The following is a 23,823-nucleotide window of genomic DNA, read 5'->3' as shown; positions in this document are numbered from 1 at the left end:
CTCAGGCCGCCATCAGTGCCGCCAGGGCGCGGTCCATTTCGGAGTTGAACTCTGCCGGTGCCAGCGGCAGACGGGACTTGACGTCCCGGCTCCACTGGTCGGCGAGGACCTCGGCGGAGCCCGCCTCGACACCGTCGAGCGCCGCGTCGGCCAGGTCCGACGGAGTGATCTTGTCCACGGGCCAGCCCGCCGCCATGTCGGTGTCGGCCAGACCCAGGTGTACCGCTGTGACGAGCGTGTTTTGCTCGGCGAGCTCCAGGCGGACGCCGTTGGTCATGGCCCAGGCGGCGGCCTTGGTCAGGTGGTAGGCATTGGCCCCGTTGATCCCGAACCACGACATGGCCGAGAGAACGTTGACGATCGCGCCCCCGCCGTTCCTGGCGAGCGCCGGCGCGAACTCCCGGATCATTCCCAGGTGGCCGAACATGTTGGTCTCCAGCTCGTGCCGCACGGTGTCCAGCGAACCGGTCACCAGGCTGGTCCCCGTATTCATTCCGGCGTTGTTGATGAGCAGCGAGACGTCCGGGGCGGCCTCGGCGGCGGCCCTCACGGATGCGGGATCGGTGATGTCGAGGGGCAGCACCTGGACCCCGGGAAGGTCCACGGTCTCGGGACGGCGGGCGGTCGCGTAGACCTTGCGGGCGCCCCGTTCGAGCAGGTGCTGGGCGAAGGCGCGGCCCAGGCCGCGGTTGGCTCCGGTGACAAGGGCGACGGAGTTGTTGATGTCCATGACCGGTACGCTAAAACCTGACGTTAGCGTCAGAGGCAAGTGCTGGCCGTCGGGGCCTGCGGTGAGAGGGATCACCATGACTGTCACAGTGGCCGCGGACGAGCGGTTGATGCGAATCGGCGAGGTGGCACGAGGCGCCGGGGTCTCCGTGCGCGCCGTGCGCTACTACGAGCAGCAAGGGCTGCTCATCGCGGAGCGCAGCCCATCCGGCCAGCGTCTGTACCGGCAGGACGCGGTCCCCCTGGTTCGCTTCTTCCAGCAGATGTATGCCGCAGGCCTGACCAGCCGAAGGATCGCCGAACTCCTGCCGTGCTGGGACTCCGGGCACACCGATACCGAGCAACGCGCCATGCTGCGAGCCGAGCGTGAGCGCATCCAGGCCAAGATCGACGACCTGCAGGCCGCCCTGGACCACCTCGACAAGGTCATCGCGATCACGGACACACACCCGTAAGCGCGGTAGGCCATGACGTCTCATCAGCGATTTCACCTCGCTGGCCTGACTGGGGCGATGAGGAGTTGTTGAGGGGGAACGGTTGCCGATCTGCCGCCATTGGCTGCGAGCGGGTGACATTCGCCGAGGGCGCCGTTGGCCGTCAATGATGGCGAACCCGTGCAGGCCGGGCCGCGCCTCGATGGCGGTGAGAGCGGTCCGGCCTGCTCAGGTCCCGTTGCCGTGGTCAGTCGATCTTTATGGAGCTGACGCGATCGTTCCAGCCGCTGCGCATCGAGGGCTCGTAGTGGTTCGGTCCGGTGTTGCCGGGATACCAGTAGCCGCGGCCGCCGTTGTGCTCGGCCAGGTGTGCGGTGCAGGCTCCGGTCCGGTAGGAGGACGTCTTGTCGTTGAAGCTGTATCCGTCGAGGTTCTGCCAGGAACCCCGGTCGTAGAACCTCAGCACGCGGCCTCGCAGGTCGTTGTGCTCGCCGAGCTGGAGCGCTGAGGAGCAGGCGGCGAGGGCGCCGGACGCGGCGCGGCTGCGGGTGATGTCGCCTGCCTTGCGGTCAAGTTCGGCGACGGTGCGGAAGCACTTCACGCCGTCCCGCCACACGCCACAGGCCTTTGCCTCTCCCCATCCACTGGAGAGGTCCACCCGCTTGCCCTCGAAGGAAGCGGTCACCCCTTTTGCGCTGGTCGTCGCCGAAGCGGGACCGCCCGCCGTCAGCCCCAGGGCCAGGGCGGCCGCTGACGCACATGTCGCCGCGAGCAATTTCTTCTGCCTCACTGGATTTTCCCCCTTGCGTCGTGGTTCTTCGGTGCTCAACACGGTCGGGCGAGTACGGGACTGATGACACCCGCAGTCACCGGTGACACATCCTGGCGAGGGGACAGGCGGCTGTCTTGAAGATTTTGGTGGTCGGCCGCACCGTCATGTCGGCCAGCCGAAGCTGGTCGACCGTCCGTGCACACGGTCCTGGAAGAGCGGGTCGGCCGGCGCAGGCAGGCGTGCGGGGAGCAGCCGGGACGGCGGAAAGCCGGTCATCCTGCGTACTTCGCGACTCATGTGTGCCTGATCGGAGAAGCCGCAGGCGGATGCGACCTGCGCCCCCGTGGTACCCCCGAGGAGCAGGCGCAGCGCCCGGTGCAGCCGCATGATCCGGGCGGCCGTCTTGGGCGGAAGACCGATCTGGCGTTGGAAGTGGTCGTCAAACTGTCGCCATCCCCAGCCGGTCCGCTGCGCGAGGAGGCCGATCGGAACGGCCCCCGCGCTGCGACGCAACTCGTTCCACGCCCACACCACGCGCGGTGAACAGGCGGGGCCCTCCTGCCACCACTGGCCCAGCACTGTGTCCAGCAGCTGGAACCGTTCCTCCCAGCCGGGCAGGCACGCCAGAACCTCGCTGAGATCGTTGACCCTGCGCCCGAGCAGGTCGGTCGGATCAACGATGCGTTCTGCCCATTCGTGCATGGCTGTTGCGAAGAGCGTGAACGCCGCCCAGGGGGCAACCGTCACCTCCACCCCGTACAGATCACCGCTGTGCTCGCCGAGCGTGGCGCCGCTGCGTAGCGCGGACAGCAGATGGGTTCGGTGTTCGACGATCGGTTTCCGCGCCGCAGGGCCGTCTGGCCTGTTGGTCTCGGTGATCTCCGTGATGCGCAGCCGGTTGCCAAATCCCAACACCAGCGTCACGACCCCGTCGGGTACCTCCAGACGTCTGCGCGGCTCTCGCAACGACAATTTGTACCCCCGGTACTGCATCACCCCGGGACGTAATTGTTTGGCGGGGCGTTGCCACACCATCTCCCAACCATTGTTCGCATCCACAAAGCAGCGCACAGCGCACCTCCGTACGTACGGTAGGGCGCAGGTTGCGGATGCCGTCAGCCCTTGATTCCGTCTCTGGCTCCGCCGCACATAACACCCGAAAGGCCACGCAGTCCGACACCTTGACATCGTCGTCGCGCACGTTGCCGCAGCCCACGCCCATCGCCGGTGGAGCTCCTGGTACGCCGAGGTCTCGTCTGCCCCTTCCCTTGGGACGGCAGGCAGGAGCAGCCTCCACCCCGATGCCAAGGCCGAAGCCGATGCGCTGCGAATCCCGGGGTATGTGCGGATGCTTATGGACGGTCCCGCAGATGGCTCAAATGATTCCGGCGGAGAAAGCGGGTGGTACGCAACATGGGCCCGACGTAGGTTCCGACGGCATGAGGCCCCGGCGGGACGGATCTCGCCGGGGCCTCATGCATTCTTGCTGCTACTTCAGGTGGTATTTGCAGCCCTTGGAGGATCCGCCTCCTGCGTACGTGGCGACGGTTTTCCCGTCGACCTTGATGCTGCAGGGCGGGAAGTCGAATGACCCCTTGGGGGTCATGACGGCTTGGGCCCCCACGGACAGGTTGATGCCCGATTTGAGGAACGCGCCTTCAAGCGTCACATCGGTGGTCTTCTTCCAGGGGAGCGTGGCCTGCTGGGAGTGCAGGGTGTCGGTCACGTAGGTGATGAGGGGCTTGCCCTCGCCTTCGACCGCGACGGTCACTTCGTACGTCTTCGGCTTGCCCCACTTGCTCGCTGTCTTCGCGGGGTCCTTCGTCGGTTTCGTCGAGCTGCCGGCATCGGCCTTCGCGTCGTCGCCCCCGCCGCCGCACCCTGCCAGCAGCGCAGCCGCCATGGTCACAGCGACTCCAACGACCGTCTTACGCATGTCTTTTCCCCTCCGGCACCGCTCTTCCGGCACGGGCACATCGCCACGGCGCCGGGATGCTGATCATATGAGGCAGAGCCCGACCCGAACGACAGGAACGGATCTCCCGCGCCGTCCCCCCCCTGTACACCGGCCACCCGGCGCCGCAGATCAGCGACTGGGCAGCGCGCCCGGCGACTTCCACGCGCCCACGCCACGGCGGGCACCACCCTCGTGCTGAGGGTGAGGCTGTGCGATATGTGGAGACGAGAGGCGAGAGCAGGCGGAACGAGGTCCCCGCCCGGTGTCACGATGGCCGCGTTCAGGGCGATGCTTTGCCCCGTCGCCCGCCTGGCCCCAGGCCCCTTCACGCGCGCCTCGCCCCGCTTTCCAGGAGGCCGACTACAGCCCGCTGGTAGACGGCGTGCACCGTGGGCAGTTCGGCGAGGTGGGCGCGCTCGCCGATGCCGCGCAGCCCCGTGTAGGGCACGCCGAAGCCGGCGGTGGCCGAAATGCCTTCCCCGGCGAGCAGATTGCCGATGCGGGAGGGACCTGCGGTCTTCGACGTCACGGTGAGCCCTGCCTGGGCAGCGGCGTTCAGCAGGGCGGCGGCGGGCGTGTCAGCGGGTGACCAGTAGGACGATGAGGGCTTTGAGGTCAGGGGCGGCGCCTGGGGCAGTGGGGGGGTGGTGTTCATGTTGGGGTCTCGCTCACGTCGGGGTCAGGGCAGTTTGCGGCGGATCTCGTCGGCGACGCGGTGGCCGGATTCGGCGGCTCCGTCGATGTAGCCCGCCCAGCGGGTGGCGGTTTCCGTACCGGCCCAGTGCAGGGGGCCGACCTGGCGGCGCAGCGCCGGTCCGAAACGGGTGAGGGTGCCGGGCGGGGTGAAGGCTCCGTAGCAGCCGCGGCTGTACTCCTCCTCCGCCCAGTCGCGTTCGATGTAGGCGATGGGGTCGCGGGCCTGGGGGCCGAAGTAGCCGACGAGGTCGTCGATGACCTGGGCGCGGCGCGCGTCGGGGCTCATGCGTGAGCCCGCGTCGGCGTGCCGGCCTTCGAGGAAGCCGACGAGCACGCCGCACGAGCCGTCGTGAGGGGTGTTGTCGAAGACGATGCTCAAGGGGCGGTGGATGCTGCTCACCTGGCCGCTGAGGCCCGCGTGGCGCCAGAACGGCTCGTCGTAGGCGAGGTTGACCTTGATGACCCGGCCCATCGGCATCCGCTGGACGAGTTGGTCACGGTCACCGGGAAGGCATGGGGTGAAGCGGATGCGGGCGGCGAGCGGCGGCGGCACCGCGACCACGGCCCGTTGGGCGCGGACGGTCAGGCCGCTGCGCGTGGTGACGCGGACGCCGGAGGACGCAGCCGGCTGCCAGTCGATGTCGGTGACGGGCGCTTGGAGGAGGATGCGGTCGCCGAGCTGCTTGGCCAGTTCGAGTGCGATGCGCTGCGTCCCGCCGATGACGCGGTCCTGTTGGGCTCCGCCGACGACATTGATCAGTTGGTCGAGGCCGCCGGCGGCGCCGACGTAGAAGGCGGCCCAAAGTGCGGACATGTCCTGGGGTTCGGCGGCGAAGACCGCTTGGGTGATCAGGCGGAAGAAGTGGCGGCCGCTTGGTGTGCGCGCGGCCCTGCGCAGCCAGGTGTCGAAGGTCTGACGGTCCAGCTCTTCGGCCCGGGGCGCCAGCCAGGGGTCGGTCGCGGCGACCTGGCGCGCGATCCGATCCAGCCGGTACTGAGTCTGCCCGATGTCGGCGAGGATCAACGAGTTGAGTTTGGGGATCCTCCCGGTGTAGCGGCGCGTGGCGTGGAGCTCGGCGATGTGCTCGCCCTCGCAGTACGTCGGGTAGGTCCGCAGGCCCAGTTCCGTGATCAACTCCATGGCGCGGTGCTGGGTCGGGGTGACCCATTGCCCGCCCAACTCGATGGGGGCGCCACCGGGCAACTCGCCGTTGAGGAGCCGTCCGCCGACGCGGTCGCGTGCCTCCAGGACCTGGACGTCCACTCCGTCCCGTACGAGGTCACGGGCGGCCACCAGCCCCGCTACCCCGGCTCCGACGATCACGACATCCGCTGACTTCTCCATCACGGCCACCGTTCATACAGAGCGAATCTGGCATACAGAATGTATTTGGTATCCATGGCGTATGGAAACACTGCGCGAGAAGTACGCGGAGAACACGCGCCGCACCCTGCTCGACACGGGATTGCGGCTCTTCACCGAGCGGGACTACGCGAGCGTCTCCGCGGAGGAGTTGGTGCGTGCCGCCGGGCTGACGCGGGGTGCGCTGTATCACCACTTCCAGGGCAAGCCCGGGCTCTTCGAGGCTGTCTTCGAGGAGTTGGAACACCAGGCCGGCGAGCACATCCGGGCGGCGATCGCCCCCGTGTCCGATCCGCTCGAGCGCGCCTACCGGGCGGTCGATGCGTTCCTCGACGTCTGCGCCGGAGGTGCCTACCGGCACATCGTGATCCAGCAGGGGCCGATCGCCCTGGGGTGGCAGCGGTGGCGCGAACTGGACCAGCTCCATCTCGGCGGCCTGGTCCGCGACATCGTGGACACCGCCCTGGACGCGGGGCGGTTGCGACCCCACCCGGCCAACCTGGTCGCCCGAGCCTTTTACGGTGCGCTCACCGAGCTGTCCGTCACGATCATGGAGTCCGACGAGCCGGAGCGGGCCCGTGCTGAGGCGGCCGCTCTCGTCCGCGATCTCGTCGGCGGGGTGGTGACCGACAGCGGCTCGTCGTCGGCCCGATGATCCCGGCCCCGGCACTCCCCGCCGGCGTTCGCACTCACATCAATGTGAGAGTCAACGCGGTGAGGTGCAGGTCACATGCGCGTCGGAGAGATCGTCCGGCGAATCGGTGTCAGCGAACGGCTGCTGCGCTATTACGAGGAACAGGGCCTGCTCCACCCGGACCGGCTCCCCAGCGGCTACCGCGTCGGCACGTTGATGAGGCAGTTGCGCGGCGAGGGCGGCAACTCGCCGGGCCGTGGCCGGCCGTGGAAACTCTCCCTGGAGGACCGGGTGCTACGGGTGGCCACGTACTGGCACATCAACTTGACTCTGCGTCAACTCGCGCCGCTCTTCGGAGTGTCGAAGTCCACCGCCGATCGCGTCATCGGCCATCTCGGCCCCAGGCTCGCGTTTACCCCGCGTGGGCGAGTTGCCGAGGACGCGGTGCTGATCGTGGACGGGACACTGGTACCCACCCGCGACCACCAGGTCGCCGAGCAGTCGAAGAACTATCGCTACTCGACGAACCACCAGGTGGTCATCGACGCCGACACCCGTCTGGTTGTGGTGGTCGGTCGGCCCCTGCCCGGCAACCGTAACGACGCGACTGCCGCCTGAGAGGCGACGGCGTGCGCCACGCGATGCACGGCGTTGCCCGCCTACACAACCTCGCCCTCGCGGGATGACTCCCGCCGCATGCGGGACCTGAGGGGTCCCCGGGAGACGGCTCCCCACCTCGCAGGGTGGGGGAGGAATCAGTCGAGGCAGAACTCGTTGCCCTCGATGTCCTGCATCGTGATGCACGACTCGTTGACGCCATCGGCGCGCTGCGTCAGCACGTGCTTCGCGCCGAGCGCCATCAGCCGTGCGCATTCGGCCTCGAGTGTGGCCAGGCGCTCCTCACCCACGAGCCCGGCACCGGCCCGCACACAGAGATGCACCCGGTTCTTGACGACCTTGCCTTCGGGAACTCGCTGGAAGAGCAGGCGCGGGGCCACACCCGAGGGATCAGTACACGCGAAATAGATCTCGTCATCATGCGGCAGCGAGTGGTGGTACTCCTCCCACGTGACAAAGCCCTCCGGGACCGTCGGTACGACATACCCCAGAACCTCGCACCAGAAGGCGGCGAGGCGCGCAGGTTGCGCGCAGTCGAATGTCACTTGGAACTGCTTGATCGTTGACATCGGCGCACGATAACAGGGGCCCCGCTCATCTCCCTGGACGGTGGATCCACACTGGCGGTTTTTGATCCCGTCGAAGGCAAGCTCGATCTCCCAGCGTTCGCGGTAGAGCGCGACCACGTCGCCCGGGGCCCCGGGTCGCACCGCTGCATCGGCGGGCAGGCACCTCGCCGCGGCCGGCATGACGCTCGCGCGGGCCTCCCACGTCACCCGCCGGCAGCTGTGGATCACGCGTGGCACCGGGGGCCAGGGAGTCGTACCGCCAAGAGCGCAGCAGTGCGGGTACGGGTCAGTTGGGCTTGGGGTCGTCGACCAACTTGAGACGGCATCCGATGCTGTTGTCCGGGTCTTCTCCCGGCGTTTGAAGGAGGATCAGTTCCTCGTCATCGCGCAGCATCGTCAACGGTTCGAGAGTGTCGCCTCTCTTCAGTTCAAAAACCTGCTTGCGCTCGTAGGTCTCCAGCGTCCAGGTCCCCTTGCCGCTCTGTCTGCTGGTAATGCGGCTATCCCTGGCATTGAAGCCCGTCACCCACCGCTTCCACTGCGCCGCACCGTCCTCCTTGAGTGAGAGAGAGGAATCGCATGGCTTGCTGGCGTGCCACCGACCCACAAGATCGGAGCGGCTGACGTTCTGGGCTTCCGGTTCCATGGAGCACCCGCTCAGGAGGGCCGCGCCGAGGCAGAGGAGAGCTGGGATGGCCGCGCGCTGGTGCATTGTTCTCCACTGTTCGTAGTTGGGCAGACGATATGCCGCGGCCGGACGCAGTGGATTTTCGGGGTGTCCAGCACCGTCGCCCACTCGCGGCCCCCGAGCGGACCGTCGACGAAACTTCCCGCGCTGGCCTGTACGTCATCTGGGGCTGCTGCTATAACGAATCCGGCATCGGTGACGCCACCTCACCCAGGTCCATGAACTTCGCGGGTGCTGGGCCGGGCGGGGGCCCCTGGGCAGAGCCCCACCGCCGTTCAATGGACTGGGACTTCATGCGACAGACACCGAACATCCCTGAGTGGTGGCGCTGAAGATGCCGGACCATGAGACGACGTCGCCTCCGCCGGTGGATTCCGAAGACTTCTGCCGCATGTGCGGGTGGGACGCCGACACTTTCTGGGAGAACGGCTGGCCGACCTCCGCCATCTGTGACTGCTGCGGCAGCGAGTCCGGGATCGGCGACATGGGTGCGGAGCTCGGCTCGTGGGACGGTGTTCGCGGCCTGCACGACTTCCGGGGATGGTGGGTCGGTCACGGCGCCCAGTGGTGGTGCCCGCGCAGCAAGCCGCGGGACTGGGACGTGCTGCAGCAGGTGATGAACATCCCCGCACCCTGGCGCACCCCGCCACCGCCACCGCCACCGCCCTCGGGCGACCGGGCGCAGCGCGTCTTTGAACGGGCCGCGTCTTCATCCCCGGGCATCGAGACCGTGTGCCGGATCTGCGGTCTGGCCGGGCCCTCGTTCTGGCGCGACGGCGTGCCCACCGAAACGCGCTGCCCGTCCTGCGGCAGCAAGTCCGGCATCGACGACCTGGGGCGCCCCGGAAATGGGGAGACGATGCGGGCCATCCGTACCCGCCGAGGTTACTGGGTCGGCCTCGGAGCCCCGTGGTACGACCTCGCGGCCTGCCCGAAGAACTGGGACGCACTCGAGCAGTTCGGCGCCATCCCGCCTGCCTGGCGGTGACCTGAGCACCGGGGGGCGGGCTGGGTTGGCGGGGACGAGCGTTCCCGGCGTCTTGCTCCGCATGCACGAACTGCTCGTGGTTTCCGGCTGCCGGCAGCACACAGTCGCTACCTGGTCAGGGGCCCTCCGAGGTCCAGGTCATTCAGTACGACGCTGATCCGTACGGTGTCAACGCGGTCGAGCTGCCGGGGCCGGTGCAGCGTTGCCAGAACGACGGAGCCTGCGCAGTAGTGGCTGGTCGGCAGGATCGGCGCGGCGTGGGCCCGCCGGGCGATCGCGAGGCTCTGGGAGGCGATGTCCACCCGGCCGCTGGAAATGCTGCGGTAGGGCAGCCGCCGGTGCCGTGCGTAGCGCGGGCCGGGAGTTGGGACGTAGACCTGCGCGATGCCCGGGTGCGGTTCCGCACGCGTGTCGGACATGACGGCCGGGACGCCCCAGTGTCAACGTCGATGCAACAGCCCCCGCACGTATGCCGCTTGGCCCGCGTGCTGCAGATCGTCTCCGATGACGCTGATCAGCCGGGTGCCGAGGGTCACATGCGGAGTCCACTGCTTGTCGACGACGCGGTCGAGGGCCGCGTTGTCGAGCGCGCGCACGAAGGTGAGCGTCTGCTGGTGGACCGCGTCGTGGTAACCGCGCAACCGGTCGAGCGAGACGCCGGCGAGGGAGGCAACCTGCTCGGCCGTGTGCCCGTAGCCCGTCTCCTCCTTGCCGAAGGGTAGTTGGAACCGTTCGTACCAGCCCTCGGCGATCCACACCTGATCCAGGCCGGCCGCATCGGCGACATGGTTGTCCTGGACGCGGGTGAGGTGCCACACCAGCCAGGCGATCGAATTGGCCTGGTCGTCGGGACGGAATGCGAGTTCCTCGGGCGAGAGGCCCTCGGCAGCAGCATGCACTTCCTCCCGAATACGATCGAACGCGTCCGCCAGAAGCTCTGCAGTGTTCATTCCTCCATTGTCACCGCGCCGGCGGGGTTGCGCCGGAAGCAGGGTGACGACGGCCTGTCGTTTACGGCGGGGACTGCCGGCGGCCCGGCGGTCACGGGGAGATGGCCCCGCGGTTGCCGGTCGGAATCCGTACGGCGCTGATGGGGCAGGGCGCGCGTCTGCTGACGATTTATACGGCGAGACCATCCGGTTCTCTCCCAGGGCGACGCCCTGGCGACCTTCGGCACCGGCGGCGACGCTCACGTCTGAACCACCAACGTCCGGTACGTCGCCACGTACATCTGCCGCATCAGCACCGACCACCACTGGGCCCAACGTCTTCCGGATCAGCCGGTGGAAGACCTGTGCCCTCATGGAAGCCTCTTCGGCTGGTGTGATTGCGGGGGACTGACCCTGTGTTCGGACCAGACCCATACCTTTTGCAAGCCGGGTGATGTCCCTGGTGCTCTGGGGTGGCTGGAGGCGGCGCGGTGTCTGGCGGAACCTGGTCTGCAGTGGTCTGATCTTGGCGTCCGAGGATGGCTGGTTGGCAGAGGGCCGGGCGGCTGCGTGGCGAGAGGCTTGGGTGTGGCTGCACAGCAAGTGGACGTGTTGGTGGTGGGGGCGGGCGTGGTGGGCCGTTCGCTGGCGTTCGCGCTCGCGGCAGCGGAGCCGTCGGTCCGGGTGGTGCTGGCCGGCGACATGGGCGGTGTGATGCCGTCGGCGTCGGCGTCGGGTGCGGCGGGGGCCATGCTCAGCGCGCTGGGGGAGGTCACCGATCTCGGGGCGCGGACCCGGCATGGTCGGTTGCGTACGGAACTTGCGATCGAGGCGGCCGGGCGGTGGCCGTCCTGGCGGGAGAGAATCCGCGCCTGCGTGCCCTCCGCCGCGCAGCACGATGGTTACGGCACGGGCACCTTCATGATCTTGAACGCGGTCTCCTCCGCTCTGGATGACGCCTCGTTCGCCGCGGTCGCCCGAACCGCCAAGGAGTACGGTCTGGCCTGCCAGGACACTGCCCCAGCGGATATCCCGGGCTACCGGCCGCTGGACAACGACCGGGCCCTGCGCGCCTGGTATCTGCCCGAGGAGCGTTCTCTCGATGCCCGGGCATGGCTGGCCACCCTGGACGCTGCCCTGGCTGCTCAGCCACACATCACCCGGGTACCGGCCGGCCCCCTCACCGCAGCTCGGCGAGGGGGCTACCTCCTGGACACTCCCGCGGGCGCGTACACCGCGCCGCGCGCGGTGGTGACGGCGGGCGCCTGGACCACACCGATCCTCGAAGCCCTCGACCCGGAACTGCCTGTGGTCCCGGTCCTGGCCGCGGCCGGCACCGCGCTGAGCGTGACGGGCCCACAAGCACTGCCCGCGGTGATTCGCACACCCAATCGCGCCTACGCGTGCGGTTTGCACGCCGTCCCCCAGGCCGATGGAGGCCTCTACCTGGGCGCCAGCGCCCACCCCTGCCTCACGCCCGCCTGCGCGCCCACCGCCGGGGCCCTGCGCTTCCTGTTGGACGCCGCACTCAGTCAACTCGACCACCGCCTGGCGGCCGCCGGCGTCACCCATACCCATCACGGGAACCGGCCTCTTGCGCTGGATGGCCATCCCGTCATCGGCTCCACGCCGCGCGAGGGCCTGTGGGTGGCCTCGGGCACCCATCGCGACGGTCTGCACGCATCTCCTCTGATCGCTGAGGCCCTCGCCGCCGCACTCCTCGCCCCGGCCGGCACGCCCGGCCCGTTGCCGGGCCCGCTGGCCGAGTTCGCACCATGCCGGGAGCTGATCGCCGACCTCACCGCGAAAGAGGCCGCTGCCGAAGCCGCCGCGCATCACGCGGCTCTGGCCGCCGAGGCGCGCATGCGGCCCCCGCTGACCGGCGCCTGGCCCCGATCGCTGGCCGACGGCTATGCCGGTTTGCTGGACCGCGCTTACGCCGGCATGCCCGACGGCTACATTCCGCCCCCCGATCTCGCGCCCCTCGCCTACGAGAGCACCGGCCCGGCCCTTGCCGAACTGGCCTCCTCCCACCTTGTCCGCCGTGAGCGCGCAAGGGGCTGACAGAAGTCACGACGTGTATCGCGGGCACCGGGCGAGGTCGTGTATGGCGACTTTCAGTCGTGGCGATGACGGCCGGTATGTCAAGTGCGCGCGCTCGTACCGGGATTGGCGGTTGGTGCGGGGTGGTCAGGTGCCGGTGACGTGTCGAAAGCGGGTCTGCTCCTCGATTCTGTGAAAGCGGCCCGTGTCCCGGTACCCGGGGCGCGGGTCGGCCGTCGAACCGGACGGTTGGGCCGGGAGCCGGGGCATCGGGCCCCACGCCTGCCTCTGCCGCGCGGCTGCGTTGACCAGCGGCGTATGCTGCGCCTGCTCGTATGTGGGGCTGCACGAGGGGGCGTTGATGAGGGAATTCCGAGGGGCCGATTCGGCGGCGGCCACACCCGCAGAGGGGGCCGGCGAGGGGTCGACGGGGGAGCCGTTGTCGGCGGGCGAGGGACATGCGTCAGCCGGCGGGGTGGGCCGGCAGCGCAGGCCGCTGTCGTGCCTGGCGGCTGGGGTGTTGGCCCTGGCGGTGGTGGCCGGTGGTGTTGTCTGGTTCCTGCGGGATGACGTGTCCCACCCGTTCGGCGACGCCAGGGCGTGCGAGGGCAGCCAGGTGCAGTTGCCCGGCGTGATCGTGGCCGGCGGTGCGCCGATCCCCGAGGGCGCCTCAGACGTGCAGTACTTCACCCAGGGCGGCATTGCTGAGGTCACTTTCGTGAGCAGCCTGATTCCGGAATATCTCCACCGCGCGGGACTGCTCCCGCCGGATGCGTCCCCGTCCGACGAGCGGTACGGCACCAAGGGGGTCGCCGAGGATGAGGTCGGGCTTCCCAAGGGGCTTTGCGGGTCCTCCCTGCGCGGTCCGGTACGGATCTACCATCGCACCGGTGAGGGTCCGAGCGTCAACGTCATGGTCGAAGTCTCTGACACCGTCCCCGGCGCCTTCCGTGTCCCGGCCCGCGCCGTGATCACCTACGACCTTCCCTGACAACACGCCTGGGCGGCCGGCTTGGGGCCCTCGGTGCGATCCGGGAAGCTCCGCGGCGCGTCATTCGGCTTCGGTGAGTAGGGCGGGGGCGATGAGTAACCGTGGCGCCGGCCGCTGCACGCGGGGGCACGCTGTCACTGCGCCCGCGGTCCGATGGCCCCGGACCGGGGGCCGTACCAGGACGCGTCATCACACGGTAGTTCACGCGGCCCCTGCAGCCGTCTCGTTGATGCGTCACCTGGCGGCCGCCGCAACCCTCCAGCAGGTTGCGATGTCTCGAGGGGTAGAGACGAGCGGCCGGGTCCGATCCTTCCGGGATGGTGGGAGCAGAGACAGGTCGAGGGGGAAAGCACCGTGCGCGCGGCCATCAGCCTGCCGCAACCACACGCCCGCGCCCGCGAGATCGCCGGGGCCTTTCTGATGTTCTTCGAACGCACCCCCACCGAGCACGGTCCGCAGGCGCGGGTGATGTCTGCCATCCGGGAATCTATCCAAGCGCGTGCCGGCAGTCGTGAAGAGGAGCTGCCTCAGGACTCGGGCGCGAGACCCTGGGACGGTCAGCGCCAGAGCTCCCGCCCGGCCGCGCCTGGCGTGGAGGTCGGTGGGTCCGGGTGCGCGTGCGGGCTGACCAGCCCGGTCTCGTACGCGGTGACCACGGCCTGCACGCGGTCGCGGAGGCCGAGTTTGGCCAGGATGCGGCCGACGTGGGTTTTGACCGTGGTCTCGGAGAGGTGGAGTCGCCCGGCGAGTTCGGCGTTGCTCAGGCCCTGGGCCAGCAGACGCAGGACCTCGAGTTCGCGGGGCGTCAGGGCGGCCAGGTCCCGATGCGCACGCTGCTGGGATTCCTTGTCCGCGGCGTCCGGTGCCGGCGTGGCGCGCGCGTAGCGTTCGACCAGACGCCGGGTGATGGCGGGGGCGAGCAGAGCGTCACCGGTGCGGACCATACGGACGGCGGAGACCAGGTGTTCGGGGGTGACGTCCTTGAGCAGGAAGCCACTGGCTCCGGCGGAAAGGGCGTCGTACACGAGGTCGTCTAGGTCGAACGTGGTCAGCATGATGACGCGGGGGTCATCGGGCGTACCGGTGAGGATGCGCCGGGTGGCCTCGAGGCCGTCGAGCTGCGGCATGCGGATGTCCATCAGGACGACGTCGGGGCGGGTGCGGCGGACGGCTTCGAGAGCCTGCTCGCCGTCGGCGGCCTCGGCGACCACGTCGATGCCGTCGGCCATCAGGATCATGCGGAAGCCGGTCCGGACGAGCGCCTGGTCGTCGGCGACCACGACACGCAAGGGGGCAGTCACGCTGTCTCCAGGGAGTCGGAGGACACCAAGGGGTGGGGGAGGGGTGCGGGCCGGACGGGCGAGGGCGGCAAGGGGATGGTGGCCTTGACCCGGTAGCCGCCTGTCAGACGCCGGCCTGTCTGCAGGGTCCCCCCGTAGAGCGCCACGCGTTCGCGCAGGCCGATCAGGCCGCGGCCGTTGCCGGTGGCCACGGCGGTCGAGGGGCTGCCACCGGTGTCGGTGACCTCCAGGCGGAGAGAGTCCTCGTCGTAGGCGACGGTCACCTCGGCGCGGGCGCCGGTCGCGTGCTTGACCGTGTTCGTCAGGGCTTCCTGGACGACTCGGTACGCGGCAAGACCGACTCCCGGCGGTATGTCGCGTCGGGTGCCGGTCGTGCTGAGGGTGACGGGGACGCCGGTTTGGCTCATGCGGGCGATCAGGGACTCGAGCTGTGCGAGGTCCGGTTGCGGGGCGAGGTGGGCCCCGGGATCGTCTGCGGCGTTCATGGTGAGCAGGCCCATGGTGTGCCGCAGCTCCGTCATGGCCGCACGGCCCGCGGCCTCCACGGACAGCAGTGCCTCGCGGGCCTGTTCGGGGGCGATGTCCATGACCTTGCGGGCTGCGCCCGCCTGGATCGTCATCATGCTGACGTTATGGGTGACGACGTCGTGCAGCTCGCGGGCGATGCGGGCCCGCTCCTGTTCGGCCGCTCGCCGCAATTCCTCGGCCTGCTCACGTTCGAGTGCGGCCATCCGGTCCTGTGTCTCGGCGGTTCGAAGCTTCCAGGTGCGCAGGCCGTTCGCGGCGAAGACGAGCGGGATCAGGATGAGCAGCGGCACGTACTGGGTGGGAACGATGGGCGGACCGCTCAACTGCCCCATCACTTGGGTGTGGTCGTCGGTGCCGATGGTGAGCACGGTCACCGGAAGGCAGGAGAGAGTGGCGATGCGATACGGGCTGTAGACGGCGGCACTGTAGGCGGCGATGGCAACGGCGTAGAACGTCAGGCGCTGTGCTTCGGCCGGCGCCAGCGCGGCTGCGAAGGTCACGATCCACAGGACCGCGAGGGGACGGGTGCGGCGCAGCACCAGCGGCGCGTAGGCGAGGACGGCCAGCCCCACCGCGGCGATCAGGCTGCCGGTTTCGGAGAGCCGGCCGAAGGGGACGACGCCTCTGGCGGAGTCATGGACGCGATCTGCCCCGTTTTCCACGGCCCAATACAGCACATCGGCGCCGACGATCACGGCGAGCAGCAGGTCGAAGACTTGACTGCGGCGGGAGAGGGCGGGCCGTGGGCCGGTCCGGCGCAGCAGCAGCTCCGTCCCTTTCCGCAGGCGGGCCGTCACCGAGGCTCTGTTCACCGAGCCATTGTCGCCGAGGGCCGCACGTCGTCACATCCTCCTGGGTGATCAGCCCGAGTACACCGCACGACTACTTCTCAGGGAGGACCGCGGCCCTCCCCAGGCAGGACCCGCGGCCGCCATCGTCCGTGCGCCGGAGGGGAAATGGCACCGCTTGCCGACGCGCTGCCGGGCCAGCCGCTCCTAGCGTCGACCATGCCCAGCCGGGCGCGACGTAGCGAGACGAGGAGACCTCATGGCAAGCACGCCGGTGATCGAGTTGCGGAAGGTGAGCCGCAGATACGACGGTCCGGGCGACGGGGCTCCAGCGCTGCGGGACGTTTCCCTGAGCGTGTCGGCCGGTGAGGCGGTCGCCATCCTGGGACCTTCGGGCAGCGGCAAGTCCACGCTGCTCAACTTGATCGCGGGGCTCGACCGGCCCGACCAGGGCAGCGTCACGGTGGACGGCGTACGCGTCGATGCGCTGGGTGAGGCCGCGGCGGCCCGCTACCGGCGCGCCAAGATCGGCATGGTGTTCCAGTTCTTCAACCTCCTCGACGACCTGACCGTCGCCGACAACGTCGTGCTGCCCGCGCAGCTGGCCGGCATGGCGCGTGGCGAGGCGCGGCGGCGGGCGACCGAGCTCATGGAGAACCTTGGTGTCGTCCGGCACGCCCGCGCCTATCCGGGCCGGCTCTCCGGCGGCGAACGGCAGCGGGTCGCGGTGGTCAGGGCTTTGATGAACCGTCCGCCGGTGCTCCTTGCCGACGAGCCGACCGGCGCGCTGGACTCCGCGTCCGGCGAGGATGTCAGCCGCCTGCTGCGTGACCTGCACGCCGACGGGCAGACCGTGGTCCTGGTGACGCACGATCTGGCCCTGGCGAGGTCCTGCACTACGCGAACGGTTCAGCTCGTCGACGGCCGCATCAATGCGGACACCGCCACCGCACCGATGGAGACGGCCCGTTGACCGGTATCTCACGCAGCAGGGCGGGAGCACTGAGCCGGGTGGTCCGGGCCGGGGTCGGCCGCCGGCGGGTGCAGACCGTGGTGATCGCGCTGGCCGCCATGATGGCCGTGGCCGCGTCCGTCCTCGCCGGGTCGCTGCTCGTGGCCTCCAGCGGGCCGTTCGACGCCACCTTCGCGCGTCAGAGGGGAGCGCACCTGGGCGTGCAGTACGACGCGGTCGCCAGCAGCGACGCAAAGCTGCGGGCCACCGCACGCGCCGACGGAGTCGAGTCGGCCGCCGGGCCCTTCCCGACGGTGACGCTCACCCCGCGCATCGAAAAGGACCTGCCCGAACCACCGATGACCATCGTCGGCCGCGCCGAACCGGGCGGGGCGGTCGACGAGCTCGCTCTGACCGACGGGCGCTGGGCCACCAAGTCCGGTGAGATCGTGCTGCCTTCAAGAACAGGGAACCCCCCGCTGATCGGTCGCAAGGTCACCTTCCCCGATCTGCCGGGTGCACCGGACCTCACGGTCGTGGGCATCGCCCGCTCGGCCACCGGTACTGCCGAAGCCTGGGTGGCCCCCGACCAGATCGCCGAACTGACCGGTTCCGGCGGGAGCACAAGCCGGCAGATGCTGTACCGCTTCAGCTCCGCCGAGACAGCCGCGCAGGTCGCTTCGGGACGCAAGGCGGTGACCGCCGGACTCACGCAGGGAGCGGTGCTGGGCTCGCAATCATGGCTCACGGTCAAGAAGACCGCCGAGCGGGACACCGCGCTGTACGTCCCCTTCCTGATTGCTTTCGGTGTGCTCGGCCTGGTCATGTCGGTACTCGTCGTCGGCAATGTGGTCGCCGCCGCGGTGGGCGCCGGAACGCGCCGGATCGGCATTCTCAAGGCCGTCGGGTTCACACCGGGACAAGTCGTACGCGCCTACATCGGCCAGGCCCTGCTCCCCGCGAGCGTCGGCACCGTACTCGGTGTCGTGGTCGGTCATCTGTTGGCCGTGCCGATCCTGGCCGAAGCCGAAGAGGCGTACGGCGCCGTGGGGTTGGGCGTCGAGCCCTGGGTGGACGCGTCCGTGATCGGCGGTGTGCTCGGCCTCGTGGCGGCCACCGCATGGGCCGCCGCCTTGCGGGCGGGCCGGCTCCGCACCGTCGACGCGCTCACGGTGGGCCGCACTCCGCGTGCCGGCCGTGGCCGCCTCGCGGCGCGCCTGGCCGGGCGGCTTCCGCTGCCGCGGCCGGTGGCGCTCGGCCTGGTCAGACCCTTCGCCCGGCCGGCGCGCGCTCTTGCGATGGGTACGGCGATCGTGTTCGGCGCCGCCGCGGTGACGTTCACGGTGGGGCTCGGTTCCTCCCTCGGCGAGGTGATGGCCGCCCGCAGCCACGCCGGCGCCGACGTCACCGTTGCGGCCCCCGGCCCGCGCTTCAACGGGCCGCCGAGCGCATCAAAGCCCACCGTCGACACCTCCACCGCGCTCGCCGCGATCAACAAACAGCCGGACACCCGCGCCTCCTACGGCACGGCGACCACCTGGGCGTCGGTCTCCGGGCTCTCCGGTTCGGTCACCGTCACCGCGTTCACCGACGACGCCTCCTGGGGCGGCTACGCGATGGTCGATGGGCACTGGCTCGACGGGCCGGGTGAGGCCGTCGTACCCACCCCCTTGCTGGCCGCGACCGGCAAGCACATCGGCGACGAGATCACCGTCATCGGGCGCACGGGCCCTGCCCGGCTGCGGATCGTCGGCGAAGTCCTCGACCCCCGCCACGACGGCATGCAGGTCTTCACCGATACCGCGACGCTGAAGAAGGCGGAGCCCGGCTTGGCGCCTGCTGCGCACCACATCGCGGTGAAATCCGGTACAGACATGGGGAGTTACCTGGCCTCCCTGAACACCGACCTGCGGCCGCTCGGCCTGGCAGCTGAGGCCGGAGGGACCGACGGCGAGAGCGAGATGGTGGTCACTCTCAACGCCCTTTCCGCGCTTCTCACCCTCCTGCTCGTGGCGGTCGCCGCGCTCGGCGTGCTCAACGGCGTGGTCCTCGACACCCGTGAACGCACCCGTGAGATCGGCATCCACAAGGCCTTGGGGATGACCCCGCGGCAGACCATCGCCATGGTCCTCACCTCGGTCGTGGTGACCGGCCTGTTCGGCGGTGCGATCGGCGTGCCGCTGGGTGTGGCCGTGCACTCCTGGGTGATCCCGGCCATGGGCGACAGCGCCGGACTGCGCTTCCCGGACGGGGTACTCGCCGTCTACCACGCGCCCGAACTCCTCCTGTTGGGCCTGGGCGGCCTGCTCATCGCCGCGCTGGGCGCCCTGCTGCCGGCGGGCTGGGCAGCTCGAACCCGGACCGCGACTGCACTTCGTACCGAATAAGCACAGGGGACGCCCCCATCGAAGTGATGGGGGCGCGCCGCTCACCCGCGGCCGGTACGGCCTGGTGTTGACGCGTGACTGGTGCCTGCGTTGTCGCCGATGGTTGCAGGCGGCTTCTAACGGGTGACACGTCGTTGCCTGTAGCCCTCGTCACCGTTCACACGGCAGCGCGCAGGCAACAGCCAAGAGAGGTGCGGGTGCAGACGGCTGAGGTCGAGGCGGTCGACGTCTTCGGCCTCGATGCCGTCGCCAGTGCGAGGTAGGGCCGCTGTTGTGTGCCGGTGGCGTGATGCCGAGGTCCGGGCTGGCACGGCAGTCAGGCGCAACCGGTATGGCCGGCTCGGGCAGGGGTTGGAGATGCAGGCTTGTCGCGTGCTTGGTCTTGAGGAACGGATGAACGCGGGCAGCGCCACCGGGCCTCCCGCAGCGAGGAAAGAGGAAACCCGAGCATGACGCAGGCGGCAGAAGATGCGGCGCAGTCGGCCCTTCCCAAGGAATTGGTGGCCCTGCTGACCGGCCACCTTGACGTGAAGGCGGATGCTAGTGAGCTCACCGGCGCAACGACGTTCGAGAGTCTGAACCTCGATTCGCTGTCGCTGATGGAGTTGGTGGTCGCGGCAGAGGAGGAATACCGGATCGTTCTGCCGGAGAACTCCCTGGACCTGCGCCCGTCTTCGACGCTGGGCGAGGCGGCCAAGGCGTTTGCGCATGCACGCTGAGGTCGCGGTCACCGGCCTGGGTTTGGTGACGCCGGCCGGGCATACGGTGGAGGAGAATTGGGCGGCCCTGTGCCGGGGACGCTCACTGGCCACGACGGATCCGGGCCTGGCCCAACTGCCCGTCGACTTCTCCTGCCGGGTGCGTGGCTTTGATGCCGAGAGGGAAGTCGGCCGGGTGTTGGCGCGGCGCCAAGACCCCTTCATCCAGTTCGCCCTCGTCGCCGCCCGGCGGGCCGTTGTGGACGCGGGCCTCGATCGGGGGGCCTGGGAGGCGGAGCGAGTCGGGGTCGTGTTGGGCGTGGGATCCAACAGTCTGAGCACCTATGTCACCGAGTTCGGTCATCTGGGCGCCGGGCGGCCGGAGCGGGTCTCGCCGCTGGCGCTGCCGCGCAGCGTGCCGAGCATGGCCGCGGGGGAGGTCGCCCTCGACCTGGGGGTGCGTGGCCCCAACTTCACCACCGCCAGCGCCTGCGCGTCGGGGGCCACCGCGATCGGCGTGGCCCGGGACCTGCTGCGGTCCGGTACCTGCGACATCGTGTTGGCGGGCGGCAGCGAGTCGGCCCGCTCGCGCATGACGGCCACGTGCTTCACGCGGATGCGGGCGCTGTCGCGGCGTGCGGCGGAACCGGCCTTGGCCAGCCGGCCCTTCGACGCGCAACGTGACGGATTCGTCCTGGGTGAGGGCGCCGCCATCCTCGTCATGGAACGCGCCAGCGCGGCTCGGGCCCGTCAGGCTCCCATCCTGGCGCTGCTGCGGGGTTACGGTGCCGGCGCTGATGCGTACCATCCCCTGGCTCCGCACCCGCAGGGCGAGGGCGCGGTCCGTGCCATCCGCACCGCTCTGGCCGACGCCGGATGCGGGATCGGGGACGTGAGCCACGTCAACGCGCACGGCACTTCCACCCCGCTCAATGACGCGGCCGAGGCACGCGCGCTGGTTGGCGTCTTTGGTGAGGCTGGGCCGCCGGTCACTGCTTCCAAGGGCGTGGTCGGGCACGCCTTGGGGGCGGCTGGGGCGATCCAGGCGGCCTACACGATTCTCGCGCTGCGCCATGCGGCCATCCCGCCGGTGGCGAACTTCGAGGGCCAGGACGGGGATTGCAAGCTGGACATTGTTGCCGGGCGTCCTCGCCCCACGCGCGGCGAGGCGGGCGCCGGGGCGGGGATCAGCTGTTCCTTCGGCTTCGGCGGACAGAACGCCGTCTTGCTGTTCACGGCTTCCTAATGAAGACCAGCGCCCACTTTGCACTCGCGGCGCTGAGCACGGGCGGCGCGGTGGCGACCGACGGCGAGGCATCCCGCGCCAGAGGGCAGGCAGGCAGACGGGCTGGGTGTGCCCTCGCCCGATCTGCTCGCCAGACCCGCCTCGCAGGCGGTAGGGCGGCGGTGATGAAGACGCTGGCCGGGCAGCGGGACGTCAATGCTCAAGCCCACCGGCATCGCCATCCGGCTCGGCGCGCTCGTGGACGCCATCCTGGTGCCCGGAGTTCTGGTGCCCGCTGTCATGGCGGTACTCGGTCCGTCCAACTGGTGGGCTCAGGCCCGTATCAGGCCCCCGCAACACATCCGTGCATCCGTGAAAGAAGGCGAAAGTTGACGTTGATGCGAGAGGCGACACACGACCGTATCCGGCAGCCGGCGGCCGGCGCACCACGGGTGGCCGCGATCCAAATGGCCTTCCCGCCCTACCGATACCGGCAGGAAGAGATGCTGGCTGCCCTGGCCCGCACGACGCTGCTCGAGTCAGAGACGGGCGCCCTGGTACTCCGCAAGATCAAGGCCAGTTCGGGTGTGGAGACCCGCTCGCTGTCCCTGCCGTTGGACAAGCTCATCGATCTCGCCCGCCGAGAGGACTTCACCGAGCAGAACCGTATCTGGCTCGATACCGCCATGGACCTGGGAGAACGGGCGCTGATCGGCGCGCTGCGCACCGCAGGCATCCAGCCGCAGGAGGTCGACGCGGTGATCAGTACCACCGTCACCGGTTTGGCCGTGCCGTCACTGGAGGCTCGCCTCGCCCACCGGGTGGGGCTGCGTCCGGACGTCAAACGTATCCCACTGTTCGGCAACGGCTGCGCCGGCGGCGCCGCAGGCCTGGCCCGGCTCCACGACTACCTCTTGGCCCACCCCGACCACGTGGCCGTCCTGCTCGCCGTGGAACTGTGCACCCTGGCACATCAGGTCACTGATGGCTCTGTGGCGAACATCGTCGCCGGCAGCCTCTTCGGGGACGGTGCGGCCGCCGTCGTCACCGTCGGAGCCCACCGGGACGCCGACTTTGCCGGGCCGCAACTGGTGGACACCCAGAGCCTGCTGGTCCCCGGCACCGAGGACGTACTTGGCTGGGAGATCGGCTCCCACGGCTTCCGGATCCTGCTGTCGCCCGAGATCCCGACGCTCACGGCCAAGCATTTGCCCACGGCCCTGAAGCCCCTCCTCGCGAGGCACGCGCTGACGCCGCACCAGATCGCGAGCTGGATCATCCACGGCGGCGGACCGAAGGTCTTCACCGCCGTCGAGCAGACCCTGAACCTGCAGCCCGACGCCCTAGAACTCACCCGGCGCTCCGTGGCCGAGCGAGGCAACCTCTCCTCCGTCTCCGTACTGGACATCCTGCACGCGGCCATGCAAACACCACCCCCCGCGCACGCCCCCGGCCTGGTCGCCGCGATGGGACCAGGCTTCGCCATTGAGTTGGTCCTCTTGCGCTGGTAGAAGGCCGCCCGCGGCCACCGATACCCACCGCTCACATGACAAGAAAGATGCCACGGACCGTGCCCGCCATCCCCGCAGACGTACGCATTCTCATCGACCTCGAACCGGTGGTCACCGACGCCCTCAACACGCACTTCCACACCACCGTCGACTGGTACCCGCACCAGTACATCCCCTGGAGCAAGGGCCGTGACTACGACGGCCTCCTCGAAGGCAAGCCATGGGACCCCTCCCAGCAGAAACTGAACGCGGCCGCCCGAGACGGGCTCCTCTACAGCCTGCTCGCCGAAGAAAACCTGCCCAGCTACCACCGGGTGATCGGGGAAATGCTGTCGCTCGACGGCCCCTGGGGCACCTGGGTCAACCGCTGGACCCTGGAGGAGGCCAGGCACGGCACCGCCATCCGCGACTACCTGGTGGTCACCCGCAGCGCCGATCCGGTGCTCATGGAAGACGCCCGGGCCGCGCATGTGCAGCACGGCTACGAGATCGACTACCGCGGCGACCTCATCGCCTCCCTGGTCTACGTCACCCTCCAGGAACTCGGCACCCGCGTCAGCTACCAGGGAATCCGCCGACTGTGCGACGAACCGGCCTGCGAGGCACTGCTGCAGCGCATCGCCCACGACGAGAACCGGCACATGCTCTTCTACCGGACCATTCTCCAGGCGTGCATGAAAATGCACCCCGACCGGACGCTGCAGGCCGTGGCCACAGTCCTCAAGACCTTCCGTCCCCCCGGCCACGCCGCCCCCGGCTTCGGCCAGTTGATCAGCTCCATGGCCCGGTCGGGCATCCTCTCGCCGGAGATCTACTACAAAGACATCGCCGTCCCCTTCCTCCGCATGCTCGGCGCCCTGGACACCACCGGCGTCACACCGGCCGGACAGCACGCCCAGGAAGAAATCGCCGCCCACATGGAGGAAGCTGCGCACCGCGCCGGCAGATACCGCGCCCTGGCCGAACGCCTCAACCGACTCGCCACCGCATAGGACGAGACTCCGCCGTCCGGGAGGAAGAAG

The 23,823-nt window shown here is 69.5% G+C and carries 23 protein-coding genes and 2 pseudogenes; 13 read left to right on the top strand and 12 right to left on the bottom strand.

Annotated features, from left to right (window positions below):
* Window position 1: 1 nt before the first annotated feature.
* A complete protein-coding gene (locus AB0I66_RS34865; protein ID WP_363212029.1) occupies window positions 2–730 on the bottom strand; it encodes an SDR family oxidoreductase in 729 nt (242 codons plus the stop codon).
* Between the two features lie 76 nt (window positions 731–806).
* Here AB0I66_RS34865 and AB0I66_RS34860 point away from each other — a divergent pair, with 76 nt between their 5' ends.
* Window positions 807–1,184 (top strand): MerR family transcriptional regulator, encoded by a 378-nt coding sequence (locus AB0I66_RS34860; RefSeq protein ID WP_363212028.1) that lies wholly within the window; start codon window positions 807–809, stop codon window positions 1,182–1,184.
* A 226-nt stretch (window positions 1,185–1,410) separates the two neighbouring features.
* Here the strand turns inward: AB0I66_RS34860 and AB0I66_RS34855 are convergent, their stop codons facing one another.
* From AB0I66_RS34855 to AB0I66_RS34835, 5 genes are all read right to left on the bottom strand, one after another.
* Entirely contained in the window at window positions 1,411–1,953 is a 543-nt protein-coding gene (locus tag AB0I66_RS34855) for a hypothetical protein (RefSeq protein WP_363212027.1), read from the bottom strand.
* A gap of 144 nt (window positions 1,954–2,097) precedes the next feature.
* Window positions 2,098–3,006 carry a helix-turn-helix domain-containing protein gene (locus AB0I66_RS34850; protein ID WP_363212025.1) on the bottom strand — a complete coding sequence of 303 codons (909 nt, stop codon included), beginning with the start codon at window positions 3,004–3,006 and terminating at the stop codon, window positions 2,098–2,100.
* Between the two features lie 418 nt (window positions 3,007–3,424).
* Window positions 3,425–3,838, bottom strand: a complete 414-nt coding sequence (locus AB0I66_RS34845; protein WP_363212024.1) for a hypothetical protein — start codon at window positions 3,836–3,838, stop codon at window positions 3,425–3,427.
* Window positions 3,839–4,217: 379 nt separating this feature from the next.
* On the bottom strand, window positions 4,218–4,547 hold the full coding sequence (locus AB0I66_RS34840; RefSeq protein WP_363212023.1) for a hypothetical protein: 330 nt from the start codon (window positions 4,545–4,547) through the stop codon (window positions 4,218–4,220).
* Window positions 4,548–4,571: 24 nt separating this feature from the next.
* Window positions 4,572–5,933 carry a flavin monoamine oxidase family protein gene (locus AB0I66_RS34835; protein ID WP_363212022.1) on the bottom strand — a complete coding sequence of 454 codons (1,362 nt, stop codon included), beginning with the start codon at window positions 5,931–5,933 and terminating at the stop codon, window positions 4,572–4,574.
* Between the two features lie 61 nt (window positions 5,934–5,994).
* Between AB0I66_RS34835 and AB0I66_RS34830 the strand changes: the two genes are divergently transcribed.
* The 3 genes and pseudogenes from AB0I66_RS34830 to AB0I66_RS34820 form a co-directional block, all read left to right on the top strand.
* Window positions 5,995–6,606 (top strand): TetR/AcrR family transcriptional regulator, encoded by a 612-nt coding sequence (locus AB0I66_RS34830; protein WP_363212021.1) that lies wholly within the window; start codon window positions 5,995–5,997, stop codon window positions 6,604–6,606.
* A 75-nt stretch (window positions 6,607–6,681) separates the two neighbouring features.
* Window positions 6,682–6,741, top strand: a pseudogene (locus tag AB0I66_RS34825) (MerR family transcriptional regulator); the annotation flags it as partial.
* A gap of 44 nt (window positions 6,742–6,785) precedes the next feature.
* A pseudogene (locus tag AB0I66_RS34820) lies at window positions 6,786–7,271 on the top strand (transposase family protein); the annotation flags it as partial.
* Window positions 7,272–7,340: 69 nt separating this feature from the next.
* Here the strand turns inward: AB0I66_RS34820 and AB0I66_RS34815 are convergent.
* Both AB0I66_RS34815 and AB0I66_RS34810 read right to left on the bottom strand, forming a co-directional pair.
* Window positions 7,341–7,772, bottom strand: coding sequence for a VOC family protein (locus AB0I66_RS34815; RefSeq protein WP_363212019.1), 432 nt, complete (start codon window positions 7,770–7,772; stop codon window positions 7,341–7,343).
* A gap of 286 nt (window positions 7,773–8,058) precedes the next feature.
* On the bottom strand, window positions 8,059–8,418 hold the full coding sequence (locus AB0I66_RS34810; RefSeq protein ID WP_363212018.1) for a hypothetical protein: 360 nt from the start codon (window positions 8,416–8,418) through the stop codon (window positions 8,059–8,061).
* A gap of 409 nt (window positions 8,419–8,827) precedes the next feature.
* On the opposite strand from AB0I66_RS34810, the gene AB0I66_RS34805 reads away from it, so the two are divergent.
* Entirely contained in the window at window positions 8,828–9,448 is a 621-nt protein-coding gene (locus tag AB0I66_RS34805; protein ID WP_363212017.1) for a hypothetical protein, read from the top strand.
* 107 nt (window positions 9,449–9,555) lie between these two features.
* Here AB0I66_RS34805 and AB0I66_RS34800 read toward each other — a convergent pair whose 3' ends face one another.
* Both AB0I66_RS34800 and AB0I66_RS34795 read right to left on the bottom strand, forming a co-directional pair.
* On the bottom strand, window positions 9,556–9,867 hold the full coding sequence (locus AB0I66_RS34800; RefSeq protein ID WP_363212016.1) for a hypothetical protein: 312 nt from the start codon (window positions 9,865–9,867) through the stop codon (window positions 9,556–9,558).
* Between the two features lie 21 nt (window positions 9,868–9,888).
* Window positions 9,889–10,398, bottom strand: coding sequence for a DUF664 domain-containing protein (locus AB0I66_RS34795; RefSeq protein ID WP_363212015.1), 510 nt, complete (start codon window positions 10,396–10,398; stop codon window positions 9,889–9,891).
* A gap of 567 nt (window positions 10,399–10,965) precedes the next feature.
* Here AB0I66_RS34795 and AB0I66_RS34790 point away from each other — a divergent pair.
* The gene (locus AB0I66_RS34790; RefSeq protein WP_363212014.1) at window positions 10,966–12,441 is read left to right on the top strand and encodes an FAD-dependent oxidoreductase; all 1,476 of its coding nucleotides are present in this window, start codon (window positions 10,966–10,968) and stop codon (window positions 12,439–12,441) included.
* A gap of 496 nt (window positions 12,442–12,937) precedes the next feature.
* Complete coding sequence (locus AB0I66_RS34785; RefSeq protein ID WP_363212363.1) at window positions 12,938–13,411, top strand: hypothetical protein; 474 nt, start codon at window positions 12,938–12,940, stop codon at window positions 13,409–13,411.
* A gap of 557 nt (window positions 13,412–13,968) precedes the next feature.
* On the opposite strand, the gene AB0I66_RS34780 is transcribed toward AB0I66_RS34785, so the two are convergent.
* Together AB0I66_RS34780 and AB0I66_RS34775 are read right to left on the bottom strand one after the other, a co-directional pair.
* On the bottom strand, window positions 13,969–14,712 hold the full coding sequence (locus tag AB0I66_RS34780) for a response regulator transcription factor (RefSeq protein WP_363212013.1): 744 nt from the start codon (window positions 14,710–14,712) through the stop codon (window positions 13,969–13,971).
* The gene (locus AB0I66_RS34775) at window positions 14,709–16,052 is read right to left on the bottom strand and encodes a histidine kinase (RefSeq protein WP_363212012.1); all 1,344 of its coding nucleotides are present in this window, start codon (window positions 16,050–16,052) and stop codon (window positions 14,709–14,711) included. The genes AB0I66_RS34780 and AB0I66_RS34775 overlap by 4 nt, the downstream gene beginning before the upstream one ends.
* A 235-nt stretch (window positions 16,053–16,287) precedes the next feature.
* Between AB0I66_RS34775 and AB0I66_RS34770 the strand changes: the two genes are divergently transcribed.
* The 6 genes from AB0I66_RS34770 (at window position 16,288) to AB0I66_RS34745 (ending at window position 23,793) form a co-directional block, all read left to right on the top strand.
* On the top strand, window positions 16,288–17,001 hold the full coding sequence (locus tag AB0I66_RS34770; protein WP_363212011.1) for an ABC transporter ATP-binding protein: 714 nt from the start codon (window positions 16,288–16,290) through the stop codon (window positions 16,999–17,001).
* 68 nt (window positions 17,002–17,069) lie between these two features.
* Window positions 17,070–19,367: an ABC transporter permease gene (locus tag AB0I66_RS34765; protein ID WP_363212362.1), complete on the top strand. Its 2,298-nt coding sequence runs from the start codon at window positions 17,070–17,072 to the stop codon at window positions 19,365–19,367.
* Window positions 19,368–19,816: 449 nt separating this feature from the next.
* A complete protein-coding gene (locus AB0I66_RS34760; RefSeq protein WP_363212010.1) occupies window positions 19,817–20,086 on the top strand; it encodes an acyl carrier protein in 270 nt (89 codons plus the stop codon).
* A complete protein-coding gene (locus AB0I66_RS34755) occupies window positions 20,076–21,311 on the top strand; it encodes a beta-ketoacyl-[acyl-carrier-protein] synthase family protein (protein WP_363212009.1) in 1,236 nt (411 codons plus the stop codon). Before AB0I66_RS34760 ends, AB0I66_RS34755 begins: the two co-directional genes overlap by 11 nt.
* Before the next feature lie 377 nt (window positions 21,312–21,688).
* Complete coding sequence (locus tag AB0I66_RS34750) at window positions 21,689–22,801, top strand: type III polyketide synthase (RefSeq protein ID WP_363212008.1); 1,113 nt, start codon at window positions 21,689–21,691, stop codon at window positions 22,799–22,801.
* Between the two features lie 35 nt (window positions 22,802–22,836).
* Window positions 22,837–23,793, top strand: a complete 957-nt coding sequence (locus AB0I66_RS34745; RefSeq protein ID WP_363212007.1) for an acyl-ACP desaturase — start codon at window positions 22,837–22,839, stop codon at window positions 23,791–23,793.
* Window positions 23,794–23,823 lie beyond the last annotated feature (30 nt).

It is taken from the genome of Streptomyces sp. NPDC050439 (assembly GCF_040655335.1).
GTDB lineage: Bacteria > Actinomycetota > Actinomycetes > Streptomycetales > Streptomycetaceae > Streptomyces.
Note: the sequence above shows the minus strand (reverse complement) of the source record. Positions and strands in the feature narration are given on the sequence as shown.

Coding starts and splice junctions, on each gene's coding strand:
- AB0I66_RS34815 (WP_363212019.1), bottom strand. CDS start 7,772: ATGTCAACGATCAAGCAGTTCCAAGTGACATTCGACTGCGCGCAACCT.
- AB0I66_RS34770 (WP_363212011.1), top strand. CDS start 16,288: ATGGCAAGCACGCCGGTGATCGAGTTGCGGAAGGTGAGCCGCAGATAC.
- AB0I66_RS34760 (WP_363212010.1), top strand. CDS start 19,817: ATGACGCAGGCGGCAGAAGATGCGGCGCAGTCGGCCCTTCCCAAGGAA.
- AB0I66_RS34865 (WP_363212029.1), bottom strand. CDS start 730: ATGGACATCAACAACTCCGTCGCCCTTGTCACCGGAGCCAACCGCGGC.
- AB0I66_RS34750 (WP_363212008.1), top strand. CDS start 21,689: ATGCGAGAGGCGACACACGACCGTATCCGGCAGCCGGCGGCCGGCGCA.
- AB0I66_RS34830 (WP_363212021.1), top strand. CDS start 5,995: ATGGAAACACTGCGCGAGAAGTACGCGGAGAACACGCGCCGCACCCTG.
- AB0I66_RS34800 (WP_363212016.1), bottom strand. CDS start 9,867: ATGTCCGACACGCGTGCGGAACCGCACCCGGGCATCGCGCAGGTCTAC.
- AB0I66_RS34755 (WP_363212009.1), top strand. CDS start 20,076: ATGCACGCTGAGGTCGCGGTCACCGGCCTGGGTTTGGTGACGCCGGCC.
- AB0I66_RS34745 (WP_363212007.1), top strand. CDS start 22,837: ATGACAAGAAAGATGCCACGGACCGTGCCCGCCATCCCCGCAGACGTA.
- AB0I66_RS34860 (WP_363212028.1), top strand. CDS start 807: ATGACTGTCACAGTGGCCGCGGACGAGCGGTTGATGCGAATCGGCGAG.
- AB0I66_RS34810 (WP_363212018.1), bottom strand. CDS start 8,418: ATGGAACCGGAAGCCCAGAACGTCAGCCGCTCCGATCTTGTGGGTCGG.
- AB0I66_RS34835 (WP_363212022.1), bottom strand. CDS start 5,933: ATGGAGAAGTCAGCGGATGTCGTGATCGTCGGAGCCGGGGTAGCGGGG.
- AB0I66_RS34795 (WP_363212015.1), bottom strand. CDS start 10,398: ATGAACACTGCAGAGCTTCTGGCGGACGCGTTCGATCGTATTCGGGAG.
- AB0I66_RS34840 (WP_363212023.1), bottom strand. CDS start 4,547: ATGAACACCACCCCCCCACTGCCCCAGGCGCCGCCCCTGACCTCAAAG.
- AB0I66_RS34845 (WP_363212024.1), bottom strand. CDS start 3,838: ATGGCGGCTGCGCTGCTGGCAGGGTGCGGCGGCGGGGGCGACGACGCG.